The sequence below is a fragment of the Pseudomonas sp. BIOMIG1BAC genome, from assembly GCF_001705995.2.
Taxonomy (GTDB): domain Bacteria; phylum Pseudomonadota; class Gammaproteobacteria; order Pseudomonadales; family Pseudomonadaceae; genus Aquipseudomonas; species Aquipseudomonas sessilinigenes.
In genome coordinates this window covers 625,938-642,778 of record NZ_CP049045.1, presented here as the reverse complement: position 1 = coordinate 642,778, position 16,841 = coordinate 625,938, and the positions used below count along the sequence as shown (strand labels likewise).

Sequence of the window (16,841 nt, the reverse complement as noted above, 5' to 3'; positions counted from 1 at the left end):
AGGTGCCCCGCCCTCGATTTACTGGCATCCTTGCCCGCCTGACCGGGCGCCACCCTGCGGCGCCCCATGCGATACACCTTCAGGCAACAAGGTAAGACGCCCATGGCATCTGCGAACAAGCAACAGAAAAGGGCCCAGCGGGCGAAAACCAAGGCCAAGCAAAACCGCGCCAAGCGTACTGCACCGACCTCGGAGCTGGACCTGGACCCCAACGACAGCCGCATCGATTTCGAGTCGGTGGACCTGACCGAGCTGTTCGTGAAAATGCGCGAAGCCGAGAAAACCAGCCAGCAAGCCATGTGCGCGACGTTCCTGGCGGACCCGCTGCTGGAGTTGGTGTACGAACAGGAAGGCGAAGAAGGCGCCACCGACTTCATCCTCGCGGCACTGATCGAATACCGGAACTGGTCCACCGAGGCCGACGAAGCCACGGCGCTGGCCTGGATCGAGTCCGAATCCTTCCAGGCCGACTATGTCGCCGCTTCCCAGGCACTGTTCAGCGACAAAGGCTGAGGGCTGCCGACAGGCATGAAAAAAGGGCGCATCCAGTGGATGCGCCCTTTTGCATTTCAGCTACGAGAGCTGCCCGATACTCAGGCCGCTTCCAGCCGCGGGATTTCCATGCCGATGCGCGAGCTGGCGAAGTTCAGGTCGCCGCTGGCAATGGACTGGGCCTTGAAGCCGGCACCGATCAGGTCACGGACGAACAGCTTGTTGTAGATGAACATGAACACCAGGTTGCTCAGGCCAAAGGTGAACATGGACAGCAGGAACATGATGGCTGCCCATTTCCAGTCGGCGCGGAACAGAGCCGGGATAAAGCCGAAGAAGAACACGGTCCAGGAAAAACCAACTGGCGCTTCCTTGATGGCTCCGGTGTTCGGGTTTTTGAAGATGATTTTAGTGAACGCCATGCGCGTCTCCTTGCCGCCCCATATTGAGGAACCAATGACCGGGCGATCACCATTGGAACCTGAATGCTCAGTTCTTCGAGATGGGACCATCGGCCACGCCAAAGACAGGCGCAGACAAGTCAGGAGCAGGAAAGGCGAAGCAGGTGCAAGGTAGGTGGCAACGGATCCGAAGTTCCGACAAGCGTTCAATCCCTTGTACTACAGCGCTATTCCTTAGCTCCTCTCACGCTGGCACGCAAGAGCTCTTATCGAAGAGCGCGCAGGCTACTATTTCGCCTGCATGCTGTCCACGAAACGCCATGTAACAAGTCTCAAATCCAATAAAAAAGGCCGCTGTCAATGCTGGCAGCGGCCTTTTCCTGCTCTCAAGCGTTCAACCTGTCAACTCAAGGCCAGGGCACCGTTGCGCTCCAGCTTGCGTCGACGCGCCACCAGAAGTCCGGCAACCACCACGATGATGCTCAGCAAGCCGGTGGCGAGGATCTCGGTCTGGTGCTCCGGCTGGCACAGCATGATGCCCAGGATCGCCACAATGAATACGATCACCGCATAGGTCAGGCCGGGAAACAGCCACATGCGAAAGGCAATTTTCTCGCCGGCGGCCATGCGTTTTTGGCGCATGCGTAATTGCGATACCGCGATCACCAGGTACACCAGCAGCGCAATGGCACCGGAACTGGCCAGCAGGAACTCGAACACCGCAGCCGGCGCTACATAGTTGGCGAATACCGCGAGAAAGGCTGCGGCAGTGGACAGGATCACCGCCCAATAAGGCGTACCGCTGGCATTGGTGCGCTTGGCGGCAGCCGGCGCATCACCACGCTTGCCCAGGGAGAAGAGCATGCGCGAGGCCGTGTAGAGCGCCGAGTTCAGGCAACTGGTCACAGCCACCAGCACCACCAGGTCGACGATCAGCTTGGCATTGGGAATCCCCATGCGCTCCAGCACAGTCTGGTAGGAACCGACCTGGGCCAGGCTTGGGTCGTTCCATGGCACCAGGGCCACGACGATAAAGATCGACACCAGGTAGAACAGGCCGATCCGCCAGATCACCGAATTGGTGGCCTTGGTGATCTGCTTGCCCGGGTTGTGGGACTCGGCCGCGGCGATGGTGACGATCTCGGTCCCCATGAACGAGAACATGGTGGTCAGCATTGCCGCCAGCACCGCGCCCAGACCGTTGGGCATGAAGCCCTGGGTGTCGACCAGATGCGCGACGCCACTGACCTGGCTATTGGGCAACAGGCCACAGATGGCCGCCAGGCCCAGGATCACGAAACCGATGATGGCCACCACCTTGATCAGGGCGAACCAGAACTCGAACTCACCGTAGTTCTTCACGCTGAACAGGTTGGTGGCAGTCAGCAGCAGGGTGATCACCAGGGTAAACACCCAGATCGCCACGCCGGGGAACCAGGCATGCAGGATGGTGGCGGCGGCATTGGCTTCCAATGGGATCACCAACACCCAGAACCACCAGTACAGCCAACCGATGGTGAAACCGGCCCAGTGCCCGATGGCACGGTCGGCATAGGTCGAGAACGAACCCGTGTCCGGCGAGGCAACCGCCATTTCCGCCAGCATGCGCATGACCAGTACCACCAGGGTACCGGCGGCGGCATAGGCCAGGAGTACGGCCGGACCGGCCTCGGCAATGGCATGGCCGGAACCGACGAAGAGACCGGCACCGATGACGCCAGCGATCGACAGCATCGTCACATGCCGTGGTTTGAGCCCCTGTTCGAGGTCATTGGAGAGTTGCGTACCGCTCATGGAAAGCACCTTTGCAACGAAAAAAGACTAACTCCACCCGGCTTGCATTCGTTCTCGTAAAAAGAAATCAACAGGGCGTGCTTTATTTCATACGCAAGATTTGCGCCAAAATGTTACAGAGCCCCAGGCATCGCGGGTTGGCCAACCGACCGGCGGAGATTCGCAAGTACTTGAGAACAATGGCATTTCGCCACGGCGTTACCAGGCAACCCAATTGCAGAGCGAAATCGCGCACCAGAAACACACCCGGAAAGTAGCGAATGCCCAATTAAGAAGCGGATCGATGACCTTTGGCCCGTTAACCCTTCCAACACCCGGCCAAAGCTGGCACCATCGCGCCTTTTTTTACGCGACACCCGCCGGATTCAGGGTTCAAACGGGCGTTCGGTTGTTGATGGGGCGACAGTCAGCTGTGCCGATGCGACAACCTGTCACATGCTCCCCGTTTACCTCCGGCAGTGCTGTTGGCTGCGATTCGAACCCTATGCTAGCTTGGCGCCTCGCCAGGAAGGCAGCCCAACAGCAGGAGCACAATGAACTCTATGAGGACCGCACATGGCTGAGGCCACGCCCGCGCTTGAAATCCGCAACTTGCACAAACGCTACGGCTCCCAGGAGGTACTAAAGGGTATCTCGCTGACCGCACGCGACGGTGACGTGATATCGATCCTGGGTTCCTCCGGTTCCGGCAAGTCCACTTTCCTACGCTGCATCAACCTGCTGGAAAACCCGCACCAGGGCCAGATCCTGGTGGCCGGTGAAGAGCTCAAGCTCAAGGCCGCGAAGAACGGCGAGCTGATAGCCGCCGATGGCAAGCAGATCAACCGCTTGCGCAGCGAGATCGGTTTCGTATTCCAGAACTTCAATCTCTGGCCGCACATGACGGTGCTCGACAACATCATCGAAGCGCCACGCCGAGTGCTGGGCCAGAGCAAGGCCGAGGCTATCGAGAGCGCCGAGGCCCTTTTGGCCAAGGTCGGCATTGCCGACAAGCGCCACGCCTACCCGGCCCAACTGTCCGGCGGCCAGCAGCAGCGTGCCGCCATCGCCCGGACCCTGGCGATGCAACCCAAGGTCATCCTGTTCGACGAGCCGACCTCGGCCCTGGACCCGGAAATGGTCCAGGAAGTCCTCAACGTGATCCGCGCCCTGGCCGAAGAAGGCCGCACCATGTTGCTGGTCACCCATGAAATGAGTTTTGCCCGCCAGGTCTCCAGCGAAGTGGTGTTCCTGCACCAGGGTCTGGTAGAAGAGCAAGGTTCGCCGCAGCAGGTCTTCGAGAACCCGCTTTCGGCACGCTGCAAACAATTCATGTCCAGCAACCGCTAACGGAGCTAAACGCATGCAGAGCTATAAGAAAATCCTCCTGGCCGCTGCCGTCACCCTGGCCTTCAGCGCCAGCGCTGCCGCCGAGACCCTGAAGATGGGCATCGAGGCAGCCTACCCACCGTTCAACAACAAGGACGCCAGTGGCCAGGTCGTCGGTTTCGACAAGGACATCGGCGATGCCCTGTGCGCCAAGATGAAAGTCGAGAAGTGCGAAGTGGTCACCTCCGACTGGGACGGCATCATCCCGGCCCTGAACGCCAAGAAGTTCGACTTCCTGGTGTCCTCGCTGTCGATCACCGACGAGCGCAAGCAGGCGGTGGATTTCACCGATCCGTACTACTCCAACAAGCTGCAGTTCATCGCACCGAAGAAGGTCGACTTCAAGGTCGAGAAGTCCTACCTCAAGGGCAAGGTGATCGGTGCCCAGCGCGCGACCCTGGCTGGCACCTGGCTGGACGACCGCAACATGGAAGACGACTACGGCGTCAGCATCAAGCTCTACGACACCCAGGAAAACGCCTACCTCGACCTGCTCTCCGGTCGCCTGGACGGCATCCTCGCCGACAAGTACGTGCAGTACGAATGGCTCAAGAGCAAGGACGGCCAGAACTTCGAGTTCAAGGGCGAGCCTGTGGTGGAAAGCGACAAGATCGGTATCGCCGTGCGCAAGGGCGACCCACTGCGCGAGCGCCTGAACAAGGCCCTGGCCGAGATCAAGGCCGACGGCACCTACAAGAAGATCAACGACAAGTACTTCCCTTTCAGCATCGAATGATCCTGAACTGCCTGGCCGGCGCACTCCCCTGAGTGCGCCGCTCCTCTGCAACGCCTTGCGATATGACTAGACCATGAATCTCGACCTTTACGGATTCGGCCCGGCGCTCGCCGCTGGCGCGCTGATGACCGTCAAACTGGCACTCTCGGCGCTGTGCCTGGGGCTGGTGCTCGGCCTGGCCGGTGCCCTGGCCAAGACTTCGCCCTACAGGCCCCTGCAATGGCTGGGCGGCGCCTATTCGACCGTAGTGCGTGGCGTTCCGGAGCTGCTCTGGGTCCTGCTGATCTATTTCGGCACGGTCAACGGCATGCGTGCCCTGGGGGAGTTTCTCGGCAACCCCGACCTCGAACTCAACGCTTTCTCCGCCGGGGTCATCGCCCTCGGCCTGTGCTTTGGCGCCTATGCCACGGAGGTGTTCCGTGGCGCGCTGCTGGCCATTCCCAAGGGCCATCGTGAGGCCGGCCTGGCCCTGGGCCTGTCGAAATGGCGGATCTTCACCCGGCTGATCATGCCGCAGATGTGGCGCGTGGCCCTACCGGGCCTGGGCAACCTGTTCATGATCCTGATGAAGGACACCGCACTGGTCTCGGTGATCGGTCTTGAAGAAATCATGCGCCATGCGCAGATCGGCGTGACCGTCACCAAGCAACCGTTCACCTTCTATATGGTCGCCGCCTTCATGTACCTGGGCCTGACCATCCTGGCCATGATCGGCATGCACTTCCTGGAAAAACGCGCCGCTCGCGGCTTCGCAAGGAGCGCCCAATGAACTGGGAAGTGATCATCAAGTGGCTGCCGAAGCTGGCCCAGGGGGCGACCCTGACCCTGGAGCTGGTAGCCATCGCCGTCATCGCCGGCCTGCTGCTGGCGATCCCCCTGGGCATCGCCCGCTCGTCGCGCCTGTGGTACGTGCGCGCCCTGCCCTATGCCTACATTTTCTTCTTCCGCGGTACGCCGCTGCTGGTGCAACTGTTCCTGGTGTACTACGGCCTCGCACAGTTCGACAGCGTGCGCGAAAGCTCCCTGTGGCCCTACCTGCGGGACCCGTTCTGGTGCGCCACCGCCACCATGACCCTGCACACCGCGGCCTATATCGCCGAAATCCTGCGGGGCGCGATCCAGGCCATTCCGCCTGGGGAAATCGAAGCGGCACGGGCCCTGGGCATGTCCCGGCCCAAGACCCTGTTCTACATCATCCTGCCGCGGGCAACGCGCATCGGCCTGCCGGCCTACAGCAACGAAGTGATCCTGATGCTCAAGGCCAGTGCCCTGGCCAGTACCGTGACCCTGCTGGAACTGACCGGCATGGCCCGGACCATCATTGCCCGGACCTACCTGCCGGTGGAGATCTTCTTCGCCGCCGGGCTGTTCTACCTGCTGATGGCCTACATCCTGGTGCGCGGCTTCAAGTTGCTGGAGCGCTGGTTGCGGGTCGAGGCCTGCCAGGGACGCTGAGTCCCTCCCGCTTCCACCTGGAAGCGGGCCTGTTCCGGACGCCACGCCATGCCCCCGACTCTCCAAGGCCCCGCCCTGCTGACTCGCTTCCAGGCCCTGGACAGCTTTCTCCTGGAGCACCAGGACCTGTGGCGCCCGCGCCCCTTCCACCACCTGCAACTGCCCTGGGAAGCCCGGCATCCCGGGCTTGCCCAATGGCTGCGGCAACGCTCCCTCGAGGACGCCGAGGCGGCCCACAACCACCCTGAACAGCTGGAGGCACCTGCGCCCTTCGCCGAACTCTCCACCCAGTCCCAGGCCTTGGGCAACGTGGCAGAACTGCCCGGCGCAGGCTTGCCAGCCATGCGCCAGCGCCTGAACGTCGATGTGCCCGGGCGCAAATGGCAGCAGATCGAGGCCTTCGCCGCCCGCCTGCAATTCGACCGCACACCTACTCACTGGCTCGACTGGTGCGCCGGCAAGGGCCACCTCGGCCGACGCCTGCTCCAGCCCGGGCAGCAATTGACTTGCCTGGAATACGACCCAGCGCTGGTGGCCAGCGGCGAACAACTGAGCCAACACCATGCCCTGTCCGCCCGTCATCTCCAGCAGGATGTGCTGGCGGCGGGCGCCGCATCGCACCTGAATCCGCAATGCGCCCCGGTGGCCCTGCATGCCTGCGGCGATCTGCATGTGCGCCTGATCCAGTTGGCCAGCCAGCAGGGTTGTCCACAGCTGGCCATCGCCCCGTGCTGCTACAACCGCACCAGCGCCAGCCACTACCAGGGTTTATCCACAGCCGCCCAGGCCTCTGCACTGGCATTGTCCGTGGATGACCTGGCCCTGCCCATGAGCGAAACCGTGACCGCCGGCGCCCGCGTGCGTCGCCAGCGCGACACCTCCATGGCCCGCCGCCTGGCCTTCGACCTGCTGCAACGCCAGTTGCGTGGCGTCGATGACTACCTGCCCACCCCCTCGCTGCCCAGTCACTGGCTGGACAAGCCGTTCGCCGACTACTGCCGCGACCTGGCAAGTCTGAAAGAATTATCCACAGTGGGCGAGCAGGACTGGCCGGCACTGGAGGCCGCTGGCTGGCAACGCCTGGCCCAGGTACGCAACCTGGAACTGCTGCGCGGCTTGTTCCGCCGCCCCCTGGAGTTGTGGCTGGTACTGGACCGGGCGCTGTTCCTGCAAGAGCAGGGGTATGCCGTACGCCTGGGAACCTTCTGCCAGGCCTCCTTGACCCCGCGCAATCTGCTGTTGCTGGCAGAACGCCGATAACCCGCCGTTGGGCCTGCCCCGACCCTTGCTGGTTGCACTTGCCCCCACGAAAGAAAAACCAAGTTCGTTACAGCTACTAGTCTCTAGGCGTGCTGGCCACAAGCAGCGCTCGGGCAACCGATCCGGCGCAACCAGGGCGGTCATTTTCGACAGGAAGTCGCCAGGTTCACCATCACCTACAGGGAGTTATCCATGAACGTCATAGACCACCTGGCGCACACTTATGAAACCCTGCAGAAGGGTTTCAACCTGCGCTGGCCGCCCAGCATCGAACAGGGCGCACAGCGGATTTATGTGTGTACGACACCCGATGAAGTTCTGGCCGCAGCCAATACCGCACTGAGTGAGGGCTATCGCATCACGGTGCGCAGTGGCGGCCACTGCTACGAGGGCTTTGTTTCCAACAAGTTAAACGGCGAGACAGAAAACCTGGCGATTATCGACGTGGGGGAAATGAAAGGCCTGAAATACGATGAAAGCCAATCCATCACTTCTCCCTGGGACAGCCGGAACAAGAAGTATCGATTCATGATCTTGACCGGCAACCAGAACTGGGACGCCTACCTGTCGCTGTACAAGCAGGCCGGGCGCACCATTCCTGGCGGCTCATGTTATTCGGTCGGCGTGGGCGGCCATATCAGCGGTGGCGGTTATGGGTTGTTATCGCGCCTGCAGGGATTGACCGTGGACTGGGTCACTGGCGTCGACATTCTTGTACCTGTGGAAAACTCGCGGCAACTGGAATTCCGCCATGTTCGCGCGGACAGCCCATCGAACAACGACAAGGCATTGTTCACTGCCTGTTGCGGAGCCGGCGGCGGCAACTTCGGCATCATCATCGGCTACTACTTCGACCAACTGCCCCAAGCCCCACAAAAAGCCTATTGGATTCCCCTGGCCTACCCGTGGAAAGAGCTGATCCCCAACTTCTCGAACTTCCTGCGAGCTTATTGGCAGTGGTTCGCCGATAACGACGCCGCCGCAACCAGCACGGTGGAAGGCATTGGCAACGGTGGCTTGTTCACCCTGTTGAAACTCAACCACGTGGACACCTCCGACCATGTGGTGCTGGCAATCCAGTACACCGGCCCCAATGGCCAGGTCGGTGGCGCCAACGACATACCGCTCAACGATTTCATCAACAAGATGAATGCCGCGGCGGGCCTGACGCCGACCCTGCATGACGGCTTCATCGAACCGAACATTGCCCCGCTCAGGCACCCTCATGCGGGCAGGAAATTCAAAGGAGCAGCCGCTCAACACACGGCGATGGACTGGCTGTACGTCACTCAAATGATCAACGGCTCAGGCAACAATCAACGGGGTAAATACAAGTCCGACTATCAGGTCGAACAGTTCTCCGAGCAGGCCTGCAACGCGTTGTTGACGCACTTGACCGAAGCCACGCCAGACAAACGCTTCAGCCAGTCGCTGGTGCAGATTGATTCCTACGGCGGGGCGATCAACAAAAAGGGCATGGGCACCACTGCTGTTCCTCAACGCAGCTCGCTGCTTAAGGCCCAATACCAGACCTATTGGACCCATGCCGCCGATGACACGGTGCAGTTGGCCTGGATTCGCAACATCTTCACCGCCGTGCACGGCGGCAAGCCGCAAAGACCTGCCTACGATGGCTGCTACATCAACTACCCCGATGTCGACATGAAGTACACCGACACCGGCGCGCTAGACCCCAACTGGCTGAACCTGTACTACGGCTGGAATACCGAGCTCATCACCAAGCTTTCCAACCTCAAAGCCGCCGTTGACCCACACAACCTGTTTCGTAATGAACTGTCCATTCCGGCCACAAGGACCGAGTAGGTGCCGGCCTGGACACATCACACCGGCATGACCACAGCGTGCTCGATCTAGCCTCCCGGCGGCCCAGCGCCATCGGCTAGACGAGCAGGCTGCATGCCTCTGCGACAGGACGTCGCTACCTGTGGATAAGTCTGTTGATGGAATCTTGAGAATGCCCGTGATTACGGGATGCGCAAGCGCAATCCGCAGTTGGTCATTTTTTGTTCATAAAATAAAATCCCGAAAAAACAGCCAGTTGCAAAAAGATGAGAATGGCTCCACAGATTCGTCATCTGCCTGGCCGAAAAACCCATCCATTGTGCATAAGCGCCCGAGCGAAGCGGCATAACGCCCCCTCGCCCTGGCACCGGCGGCTACTCGTCGGCCCGCGCCGGAATCCACCATTCCTCACCCCGCGCCGTGCGGATGTACTCCGGCCAGCGGAAGTCATGGGGCACCTGGAAGTCCTTGGGCAGCAGCGGCGCCTGCCAGCCACTGCCACCGATCCCGCCACCCGTGCGCTCGACGAACTCGGCCTTGGCCGCGGCCAGCAATGCCTCGTCGGTCAGCAAGTCCACCAGGGTCGCGGCGATGGTCTTGGCCGCTACCTCGATCATTGGGTCGATGGTCTGGCGAATCCCGCCCAGGGCGTTGGAGACCCAATCCGGATAGACCGTCCCCGGCGGCGCGCTGAGCATCGGCCGGGCCACCAGCAAACGTACGGTCGGGCAGTGCCAGGTGTATTCCGGGTAGTCGTCGGAGGTCAGGTAGTTCTGCCAGGCCGGCATTTGCAGGCGCAGTTGGCGCTCGCACTCCTGGGGTTCGATCAAGGCCTCGGTGGCCGGCAGGAAGGGCCGCTCCATGGCCTCAAGGCCCAGATTGCGCTGGATCTGGCGGGCGATCTCACAGGCTTCTTCGTTCCACTGCGGGGCACCCACCGCCGCCAGGTTGTCGTAGGTGGCCTGGGCCATGACATGGTTGGGCAGGCCACCGCGGGACTTGCACACCCAGGTCTTCTTCCAGCGGCAGCCGGTGGCCATGGCCGCCGCGGCGGCGTTGTTGTCCATGACCTGGGAAATGGTCTCGGCCTGCTCGATGGAGTCGCAACGCAGCAGGTACTGGATCTGCGACAAGTGCGGCGGCAGGTTGTCGGCCGTGGCTTGGCCTGCGGTGAGGATCGCCTCGTTGTAGCTCCACAACCCGGTGAACGGCAGGGTCGAGCGGCGCAGGCTTTCGTTCAGGGTATAGAAATGCACCAGGGCATCGTTGGCCCCCGGGGCCCGGGCCGCCAGATGGTTCTGCGGGATCGGGCTGTAGCGATCGGCGGCGATCCACTGCTCCGGCTCTTCGCAGGTGAAGCTGTAGATGTAGGCGTAGGCAATGCCGCAGTGAGTGTCCCAGGTGGTGGTGTTGTTCAGTGGCAGCATGTAGGTGGGGTGGAAGCTGATGGCCGCATCCAGGTCGTCGTAATAACCCTTGGCCGCGTGTACCGGCTTGGAGGCACGGAGCTTTTCCGCCGGCTCGCCGAAGAAGCGGATGCTGCCCTGCAGGCCGAACTCCACCATGGTCGCCTTGGCCGCCAGGGCCCCGCCCAGGGCGCTGATGCCCAGGGCCGAGTGCGGGTCGGTGTGCCCCGGGGCGAAGCGCGACAGACCCTCGCGCGGTTGTTTGCGGGTAGTGGCCGCCTGGCAGTTGCCTGGCACTGCGTCGTACTCGCCATAGGTGGCCAGCAGCGGCCCCTGGCCTTGGGTGAAGGTGGCGCAGAAGGCCGTGGGCATGCCACCGCTGCCACGCTCGACAGTGAAGCCCTCGGCCTCCAGCAACGCCACGTACCAGGCACTGGACTTGTACTCGCGAAACGCCGGCTCGGCGTAGTGCCAGATCACCTGGTGCCAGTCCGACAGTTGCTGACGGTGGCGTTCGACCCAATCCAGCGCGAATTCTTTGTAGCGGGACATCCTCGGCACTCCTGGTTATCCAGGTCCCGGCCAGTCGCGCGCTGGGCGCCTCGGCGCCCGCCCGGGCCAGCCGGACCTGTTGTTGTTATGGGAATGGTCCGGTCGGCTCAGCCCGGATCGAGGGCCAGTATTGGTGAAGCGCTGGCTACATCAATCAAATTATTTCGCCAGCAATGGTCAAAAAAACTAACCAATGCCACGCTGGCGCGACCCATACTTCGGCGCGACCTGATGCGCCGCAAGCGCCTGGACACACCAGGCCGGACGCATTCGAAGACCCGTTCCCCCCGCCCCGGAGGTTGTATGCGTTTTCCCACGATCAGCGCCTTGCGCGCCCTCGACGCGGTCGCCCGGCTGGGCAGCGTGACCGCCGCCGCCCAGCAGTTGAGCCTGACCCGCAGCGCCATCAGCCACCAGATCATCAGCCTGGAACAGAGCCTGGGCTTCGCCCTGACCGAACGGGTCGGGCGCGGCATCGGCCTGACGCACCAGGGCCAGTGCTATGCCCTCGAAGTTCGGCGCATCCTCGCCGACATCCAGGACGCCGGCCGGCTCTTCGATGGGCCCGCGGTGTCCGGCAAGTTGCGCATCAGTTGCAACCCGGGGTTTACCAGCTTCTGGCTGTGCAACCACATCAACAGCTTCCAGCGCCAATACCCCGAGGTACGGCTGCATGTGGTCAACCCGCGCTCCTGGGACGATACCAGCGATCCCGAGGCCGACCTGTTCATCACCTACGGCATCGGCGACTGGCCCGGGCTGCAGGTGGAGCCGATCTTCACCCTGCATTTTTCACCGGTATGCAGCCCGCGCCTGATCAACGCCATCGGCGGCTTGAAGACGCCCCAGGACCTGGCCGGCCTGCCCTTGATCCACATGAACGACACCAGTGACTGGCGCGCCTGGCTGGCCGCTGCCGGGGTCGAGCAGATCGACGCGGACAGCGGCATCACCTTCTCCGACGCCCACTGTGCGCAGTCGGCGTGCATCGCCGCCCAGGGCGTGGCCATCGGCGACAGCCTGCTCAGTGGCAATGCCCTGGCCCGGGGCCTGCTGGTACGACCCTTCGATATCGCCATCAGCGCCCGGCGCGGCTACTTCCTGGCGATCGATCCGGCCAAGGCTGAAAGGCCGGCGGTACGGGCCTTTTCGACGTGGCTTAAATACCAGCTGCAAAACACCACCCAAGGCATCACCGACAGTTTGCTGATCAAGCCTTGAACCTGGGAGAAGGCAGCAGCGGCCCCTGGCCAATGGATAATTTCACTCACCAATGAGGCAAAAATTATTCCATTGATGTGCCGTTGCTTTTGCCAATAATGAGCCGACCGCCTGCTGTTCCAACAATAAAAACTCCACAGCGCAGGTCGGTTTCCGCAGGAGAACTCTGTAGTGTCCAGCAGTCCTTCGACTCAACTCAGCGCCCAAGGAATCAGCCAGTATTACGGCAACTTCACTGCCCTGGACGGCATTGACCTCGACGTTCGCCAAGGCGAATTCCTCACCCTCCTGGGCCCCTCCGGCTCAGGCAAGACCACCCTGCTGATGATCCTCGCAGGCTTCCTTTCACCCAGCGCCGGCAAGCTCATGGAGCGTGGTGTCGACATCAGCCGGCGCCCGGCGGAAAAACGCAACTACGGCATGGTGTTCCAGGGCTACGCGCTGTTCCCGCACATGAGCGTGGCCGACAACGTCGCCTACCCATTGCGCATCCGTGGGGTCAAGGCCGAGGAGCGCCAGCGCCGGGTCAAGCACATCCTCGAAGTGGTGGGCCTGGGTGCACACCTGCACAAGAAACCGTCCGAGCTTTCCGGTGGCCAGCAGCAGCGGGTGGCCATCGCCCGGGCCCTGGTGTTCGAGCCGGACATGCTGCTGCTCGACGAGCCGCTCTCGGCCCTGGACAAGAACCTGCGCGAACAACTGCAAGCCGAGCTGCAGCGCATCCATCGCCAGGTGGGCACCAGCTTCGTGTTCGTCACCCACGACCAGGGCGAAGCCCTGGCCCTGTCGACCCGCATCGCCATCTTCAACCAGGGACGCCTGGCGCAGATCGACTCGCCCCAGGACATCTACGACCGCCCCAGCAACCGCTTCGTCGCCGAGTTCCTGGGCAAGATGAACCTGTTCCCGCTGCGCGACATTGCCCGCAATGGCAGCCACGCCAGTGGCCGCTGCGGCGACGTCGCCCTGCATGCCGCGCTTCCCGGGGAACTGAGCAGCCAGCCACAGTTGCTGGCGGTACGCCCCGAGCACATGACGCTGCACACCGAACGACCGCAAGCAGGTGAGCACAACGTGCTGCCGGCGCACCTGGGCGAACGGGTCTACCAGGGCTCCAGCACGCATCTGGCATTGAACATCGCCCCGGAGCTGGCACCGGTGAACCTCTCGGTACCCGGCGATCACCCCGGCGCCCGATTGCCCAGCGGCACCCCGGTGTGGCTGAGCTGGCCGGTACGCCACAGCTTCCTGCTGGAAGCCTGAGCCCCGCGATCAGTCAGGCAATTGTAGGAGCGAGACTTGCCCGCGATGGACTGCAGAGCGCTGCGTTGACCCCGTAACGTTCACGACCATCGCGAGCACGCTTGGCTCCTACAGAGGATCACCACCCCGGTTTTCGTACAGAACAACAACAATCAACGGCTGGCGCCTCGGGCACCGGCCTTGCGAGGACTTGCCCCCATGAGCCAGCACCACCAGCGCGACTGCATCGAAATCCTCATCGAAAAAGCCCGTGGCGGACAGATCAGCCGCCGCACCTTCGTCCAGGCCATGGGCCTGCTGGCGGCCGTGCCCCTGGCCCTGCGCAGCGGGATCAGCTGGTCGGCCGACAAGCCCCTGGTGCTGGTCAACTGGGGCGGCGATGCACTGAATGCCTTCCGCACGGCCTGGACCGACAGCTTCACCAAGAGCACCGGCATCCCGGTGCGCATCGACGGCGCCGGCCCCACCGAAGGCGCGGTACGCTCGCAACTGGCCAGCGGCCGGCCCAGCTGGGACGTGGTGGACATGGAAGGCTACAGCGCCCTGAACCTGGGCCGCGAGAAGATCCTGCAACCCCTGGACTACAGCGTGGTGCAGCGCGACCAGGTAGCCCCGGGGATGAGCCATGACTACGGGATTGCCGGCTACATGCTCAGCTACGTGCTGGCCTGGGACAGCGAGAAATACGGCGACAACGGCCCCAGGGACTGGGCGGATTTCTGGAACGTGGAGAAATTCCCCGGCAAGCGCACCCTCTACAAGTGGATGAACGGCATGCTCGAGGCCGCCCTGCTGGCCGACGGTGTACCCGTCGACAAGTTGTATCCGCTGGACGTACCACGGGCCCTGCGCAAGATCGACGAACTCAAGCCCCACGTCCTGTCGTTCTGGGGCTCGGGCGCGGAAAGCCAGCAACTGATGATCGAAGGCGAAGCCTCCATGGGCGTGCTCTGGCACACCCGCGCCACCTTGTTGCGCGAGGACAGCGGTGGCCGGATCAAATGGGGCTATGACAACGCCTTCCTCACCAACAGCAGCTGGGCCGTGCTCAGCGACAACCCGGCAGGTACTGCCCCGGCCATGCAGTTCATCCAGCATGCCCTGCAGCCGGCGGGCCAGTTCAAGCTGTTCGAGATCCTCGGCAACGGCCCATCCAACCCGGCCACCCAGAAGCTGATGAGCCCCGAGCAGCTGGAGCTCAACTGCGCGTCCGAAGCCAACATGAAGAAGCAGATCCTGCTGGACACCCAGTGGTACGCCGATCACTACTCCAGCACCCTGGAGCAGTACCTGACCCACCTGTCCAAGTGAGGCGCCGACCATGAGTGCGACCCAAACCGCGCGCCTGGAACGCAGCCTGCTGCTGGTACCGCTGCCGCTGTTGCTGGTGCTGTTCTACTTATTGCCCTTCGTCGGCGTAGTGAGCTGGAGCTTCACCCTGCCCGAACCCGGCATCGAGCAGTACCAGCGCATCGCCAGCGACCCGGCAATCCACGACATGCTGCTGCGCACCCTGCGCCTGTGCCTGACCGTCAGCCTGCTGGCCCTGGCGATCGGCTACCTGCTGGCCTACTGCTGGGTCTTCAGCCCGCCGTTCTGGCAGCGCATGGTGGAGATCTGCGTGTTCATCCCGTTCTGGATCTCGGTGCTGGTGCGGGCCTTCGGCTGGCTGATCGCCCTGCGCAGCAACGGCGTGGTCAACGACAGCCTGCTGTCCCTGGGCTGGATCGAACACCCCCTGCAACTGACCCGCAACGAATTGGGGGTGGTGATCGGCATGCTCCACTTCATGATCCCCTATGCCTTGTTCCCGCTGCTGTCGAGCATGCGCCAGCTGGACCAGCGGGTCCTCTTGGCCTCCCGCGGGCTGGGCGCCGGGGCCTTGCGCACCTTCTGGCAAGTGCTGCTGCCGCAGACCCTGCCGGGGCTGCTGGGGGCCTTCATCATGGTCTTCGTGTTCTGCCTGGGCTTCTTCATCACCCCGGTGCTGCTGGGTGGCGGACAGACGGTGATGATCGCCGAGTACGTGTTCCTGCAGATGTTCCAGACCAGCAACTGGGGCTTGGGCGCGGCCCTGAGCCTGGTGCTGCTGGCCCTGGTCAGCGCGCTGATCTGGCTGCTGATGCGCATCACCCGTGTCAATCGACTGGTGGGTTGAGGTCACTATGAATACACATCGCACTGCCTTGAGTACCCGGCTGATCGCCGTGATCGCCATGGCCTTCATGCTGTTCCCGTTGCTGACAGTGATCCCGGTGTCCTTCACCGCCAAGCGCTACCTGTCGATGCCCGAGGGCAACTGGTCGCTGCGTCACTACGAGGCCCTGCTGAGCAACCCCGACTGGCTGTCGAGCACCGGCCAGAGCCTGGCCATCGCCACGGCCACCAGCCTGATCGCCACCTTGCTGGCGGTCAGTTTCAGCCTGGGCATCTGGTACCTGCGCTCACGCCTGGCGACCCTGTTGATCGGCCTGGTGCTGCTGCCCATGGCGATCCCGCCGGTGATCTCGGCCCTGGTGCTGTACTTCATGGAAACCAAGCTGGGCAGCATCGCCCCGGGCTGGGGCTACGACACCCTGCCCGGGGTGGTGATCGCCCACGTGGTGATGGTGGTGCCCTACGGCGTGGTGACCATGCTGGTGGCGCTGAGCCAGGTAGACCGGCGCATCGAACTGGCCTCGCGCAACCTGGGGGCCAGCATGATGCAGACCACCTTCCTGGTGATCCTGCCGAACCTGAAGCTGGGGATCTTCTCCACCGCGCTGCTGAGCTTCGCCCTGTCCTGGGAAGAGGTGGCAGTGACCCTGTTCATCACCAGCGTCGACGTCAACACCCTGCCCCGACGGATCTGGAGCGGGTTGCGGGACAACGTCGACCCCAGCGTGGCGGCCATTTCGGTGCTGCTGATCAGCCTGACCCTGCTGGCGCTGATCGGGCGCCTGGTCGTGCAGCACTACGCCCAGCGCCGCGCGCGTTCCTCCTGATCGTGGGTGGCGGGGGCAGGCTCCCCGCCACAAACACTGACCGAAGTCACTTCGGGACCCTCCGGTTTCGTTCCATAGTGCGCGCCCCATCCAACCGGCTTTCCCA

At 62.8% G+C, this 16,841-nt stretch carries 15 protein-coding genes; 12 read left to right on the top strand and 3 right to left on the bottom strand.

Annotated elements, in window-relative coordinates; genetic code table 11:
- The first annotated feature begins 102 nt into the window (after positions 1–102).
- Entirely contained in the window at positions 103–513 is a 411-nt protein-coding gene (locus tag ATY02_RS02915; protein WP_068589499.1) for a hypothetical protein, read from the top strand.
- Positions 514–593: 80 nt separating this feature from the next.
- Here ATY02_RS02915 and ATY02_RS02910 read toward each other — a convergent pair whose 3' ends face one another.
- The gene (locus ATY02_RS02910) at positions 594–914 is read right to left on the bottom strand and encodes a hypothetical protein (protein ID WP_068589502.1); all 321 of its coding nucleotides are present in this window, start codon (positions 912–914) and stop codon (positions 594–596) included.
- Between the two features lie 381 nt (positions 915–1,295).
- Positions 1,296–2,687: a GABA permease gene (gabP, locus tag ATY02_RS02905; RefSeq protein ID WP_068589504.1), complete on the bottom strand. Its 1,392-nt coding sequence runs from the start codon at positions 2,685–2,687 to the stop codon at positions 1,296–1,298.
- Between the two features lie 555 nt (positions 2,688–3,242).
- On the opposite strand from gabP, the gene ATY02_RS02900 reads away from it, so the two are divergent.
- From ATY02_RS02900 to ATY02_RS02875, 6 genes are all read left to right on the top strand, one after another.
- On the top strand, positions 3,243–4,016 hold the full coding sequence (locus tag ATY02_RS02900) for an ABC transporter ATP-binding protein (protein ID WP_068589507.1): 774 nt from the start codon (positions 3,243–3,245) through the stop codon (positions 4,014–4,016).
- 13 nt (positions 4,017–4,029) lie between these two features.
- Positions 4,030–4,791: an ABC transporter substrate-binding protein gene (locus ATY02_RS02895; RefSeq protein ID WP_068589510.1), complete on the top strand. Its 762-nt coding sequence runs from the start codon at positions 4,030–4,032 to the stop codon at positions 4,789–4,791.
- Positions 4,792–4,864: 73 nt separating this feature from the next.
- Positions 4,865–5,560 (top strand): ABC transporter permease, encoded by a 696-nt coding sequence (locus ATY02_RS02890; RefSeq protein WP_068589513.1) that lies wholly within the window; start codon positions 4,865–4,867, stop codon positions 5,558–5,560.
- Positions 5,557–6,246 (top strand): ABC transporter permease, encoded by a 690-nt coding sequence (locus tag ATY02_RS02885; protein WP_068589516.1) that lies wholly within the window; start codon positions 5,557–5,559, stop codon positions 6,244–6,246. The genes ATY02_RS02890 and ATY02_RS02885 overlap by 4 nt, the downstream gene beginning before the upstream one ends.
- Positions 6,247–6,294: 48 nt before the next feature.
- Positions 6,295–7,506, top strand: coding sequence for a methyltransferase (locus ATY02_RS02880; protein WP_068589522.1), 1,212 nt, complete (start codon positions 6,295–6,297; stop codon positions 7,504–7,506).
- Between the two features lie 192 nt (positions 7,507–7,698).
- Complete coding sequence (locus ATY02_RS02875; RefSeq protein WP_068589526.1) at positions 7,699–9,330, top strand: BBE domain-containing protein; 1,632 nt, start codon at positions 7,699–7,701, stop codon at positions 9,328–9,330.
- Between the two features lie 353 nt (positions 9,331–9,683).
- On the opposite strand, the gene ATY02_RS02870 is transcribed toward ATY02_RS02875, so the two are convergent.
- Positions 9,684–11,267 carry a peptidase M20 gene (locus tag ATY02_RS02870; RefSeq protein WP_068589528.1) on the bottom strand — a complete coding sequence of 528 codons (1,584 nt, stop codon included), beginning with the start codon at positions 11,265–11,267 and terminating at the stop codon, positions 9,684–9,686.
- Between the two features lie 303 nt (positions 11,268–11,570).
- Between ATY02_RS02870 and ATY02_RS02865 the strand changes: the two genes are divergently transcribed.
- From ATY02_RS02865 to ATY02_RS02845, 5 genes are all read left to right on the top strand, one after another.
- Positions 11,571–12,488 carry a LysR substrate-binding domain-containing protein gene (locus ATY02_RS02865; protein WP_068589532.1) on the top strand — a complete coding sequence of 306 codons (918 nt, stop codon included), beginning with the start codon at positions 11,571–11,573 and terminating at the stop codon, positions 12,486–12,488.
- A gap of 171 nt (positions 12,489–12,659) precedes the next feature.
- A complete protein-coding gene (locus ATY02_RS02860) occupies positions 12,660–13,751 on the top strand; it encodes an ABC transporter ATP-binding protein (RefSeq protein WP_068589534.1) in 1,092 nt (363 codons plus the stop codon).
- Between the two features lie 198 nt (positions 13,752–13,949).
- Positions 13,950–15,062 carry an ABC transporter substrate-binding protein gene (locus ATY02_RS02855; RefSeq protein ID WP_068589537.1) on the top strand — a complete coding sequence of 371 codons (1,113 nt, stop codon included), beginning with the start codon at positions 13,950–13,952 and terminating at the stop codon, positions 15,060–15,062.
- 10 nt (positions 15,063–15,072) lie between these two features.
- Positions 15,073–15,909 carry an ABC transporter permease gene (locus ATY02_RS02850; RefSeq protein WP_068589540.1) on the top strand — a complete coding sequence of 279 codons (837 nt, stop codon included), beginning with the start codon at positions 15,073–15,075 and terminating at the stop codon, positions 15,907–15,909.
- A 7-nt stretch (positions 15,910–15,916) separates the two neighbouring features.
- A complete protein-coding gene (locus ATY02_RS02845; protein WP_068589542.1) occupies positions 15,917–16,735 on the top strand; it encodes an ABC transporter permease in 819 nt (272 codons plus the stop codon).
- The last annotated feature ends 106 nt before the right edge of the window (positions 16,736–16,841 follow it).

Bases quoted from the DNA above. Each gene is read 5' to 3' on its own strand.
- ATY02_RS02915 (WP_068589499.1), top strand. From the start codon at position 103: ATGGCATCTGCGAACAAGCAACAGAAAAGGGCCCAGCGGGCGAAAACC.
- ATY02_RS02910 (WP_068589502.1), bottom strand. From the start codon at position 914: ATGGCGTTCACTAAAATCATCTTCAAAAACCCGAACACCGGAGCCATC.
- gabP (WP_068589504.1), bottom strand. From the start codon at position 2,687: ATGAGCGGTACGCAACTCTCCAATGACCTCGAACAGGGGCTCAAACCA.
- ATY02_RS02900 (WP_068589507.1), top strand. From the start codon at position 3,243: ATGGCTGAGGCCACGCCCGCGCTTGAAATCCGCAACTTGCACAAACGC.
- ATY02_RS02895 (WP_068589510.1), top strand. From the start codon at position 4,030: ATGCAGAGCTATAAGAAAATCCTCCTGGCCGCTGCCGTCACCCTGGCC.
- ATY02_RS02890 (WP_068589513.1), top strand. From the start codon at position 4,865: ATGAATCTCGACCTTTACGGATTCGGCCCGGCGCTCGCCGCTGGCGCG.
- ATY02_RS02885 (WP_068589516.1), top strand. From the start codon at position 5,557: ATGAACTGGGAAGTGATCATCAAGTGGCTGCCGAAGCTGGCCCAGGGG.
- ATY02_RS02880 (WP_068589522.1), top strand. From the start codon at position 6,295: ATGCCCCCGACTCTCCAAGGCCCCGCCCTGCTGACTCGCTTCCAGGCC.
- ATY02_RS02875 (WP_068589526.1), top strand. From the start codon at position 7,699: ATGAACGTCATAGACCACCTGGCGCACACTTATGAAACCCTGCAGAAG.
- ATY02_RS02870 (WP_068589528.1), bottom strand. From the start codon at position 11,267: ATGTCCCGCTACAAAGAATTCGCGCTGGATTGGGTCGAACGCCACCGT.
- ATY02_RS02865 (WP_068589532.1), top strand. From the start codon at position 11,571: ATGCGTTTTCCCACGATCAGCGCCTTGCGCGCCCTCGACGCGGTCGCC.
- ATY02_RS02855 (WP_068589537.1), top strand. From the start codon at position 13,950: ATGAGCCAGCACCACCAGCGCGACTGCATCGAAATCCTCATCGAAAAA.
- ATY02_RS02850 (WP_068589540.1), top strand. From the start codon at position 15,073: ATGAGTGCGACCCAAACCGCGCGCCTGGAACGCAGCCTGCTGCTGGTA.
- ATY02_RS02845 (WP_068589542.1), top strand. From the start codon at position 15,917: ATGAATACACATCGCACTGCCTTGAGTACCCGGCTGATCGCCGTGATC.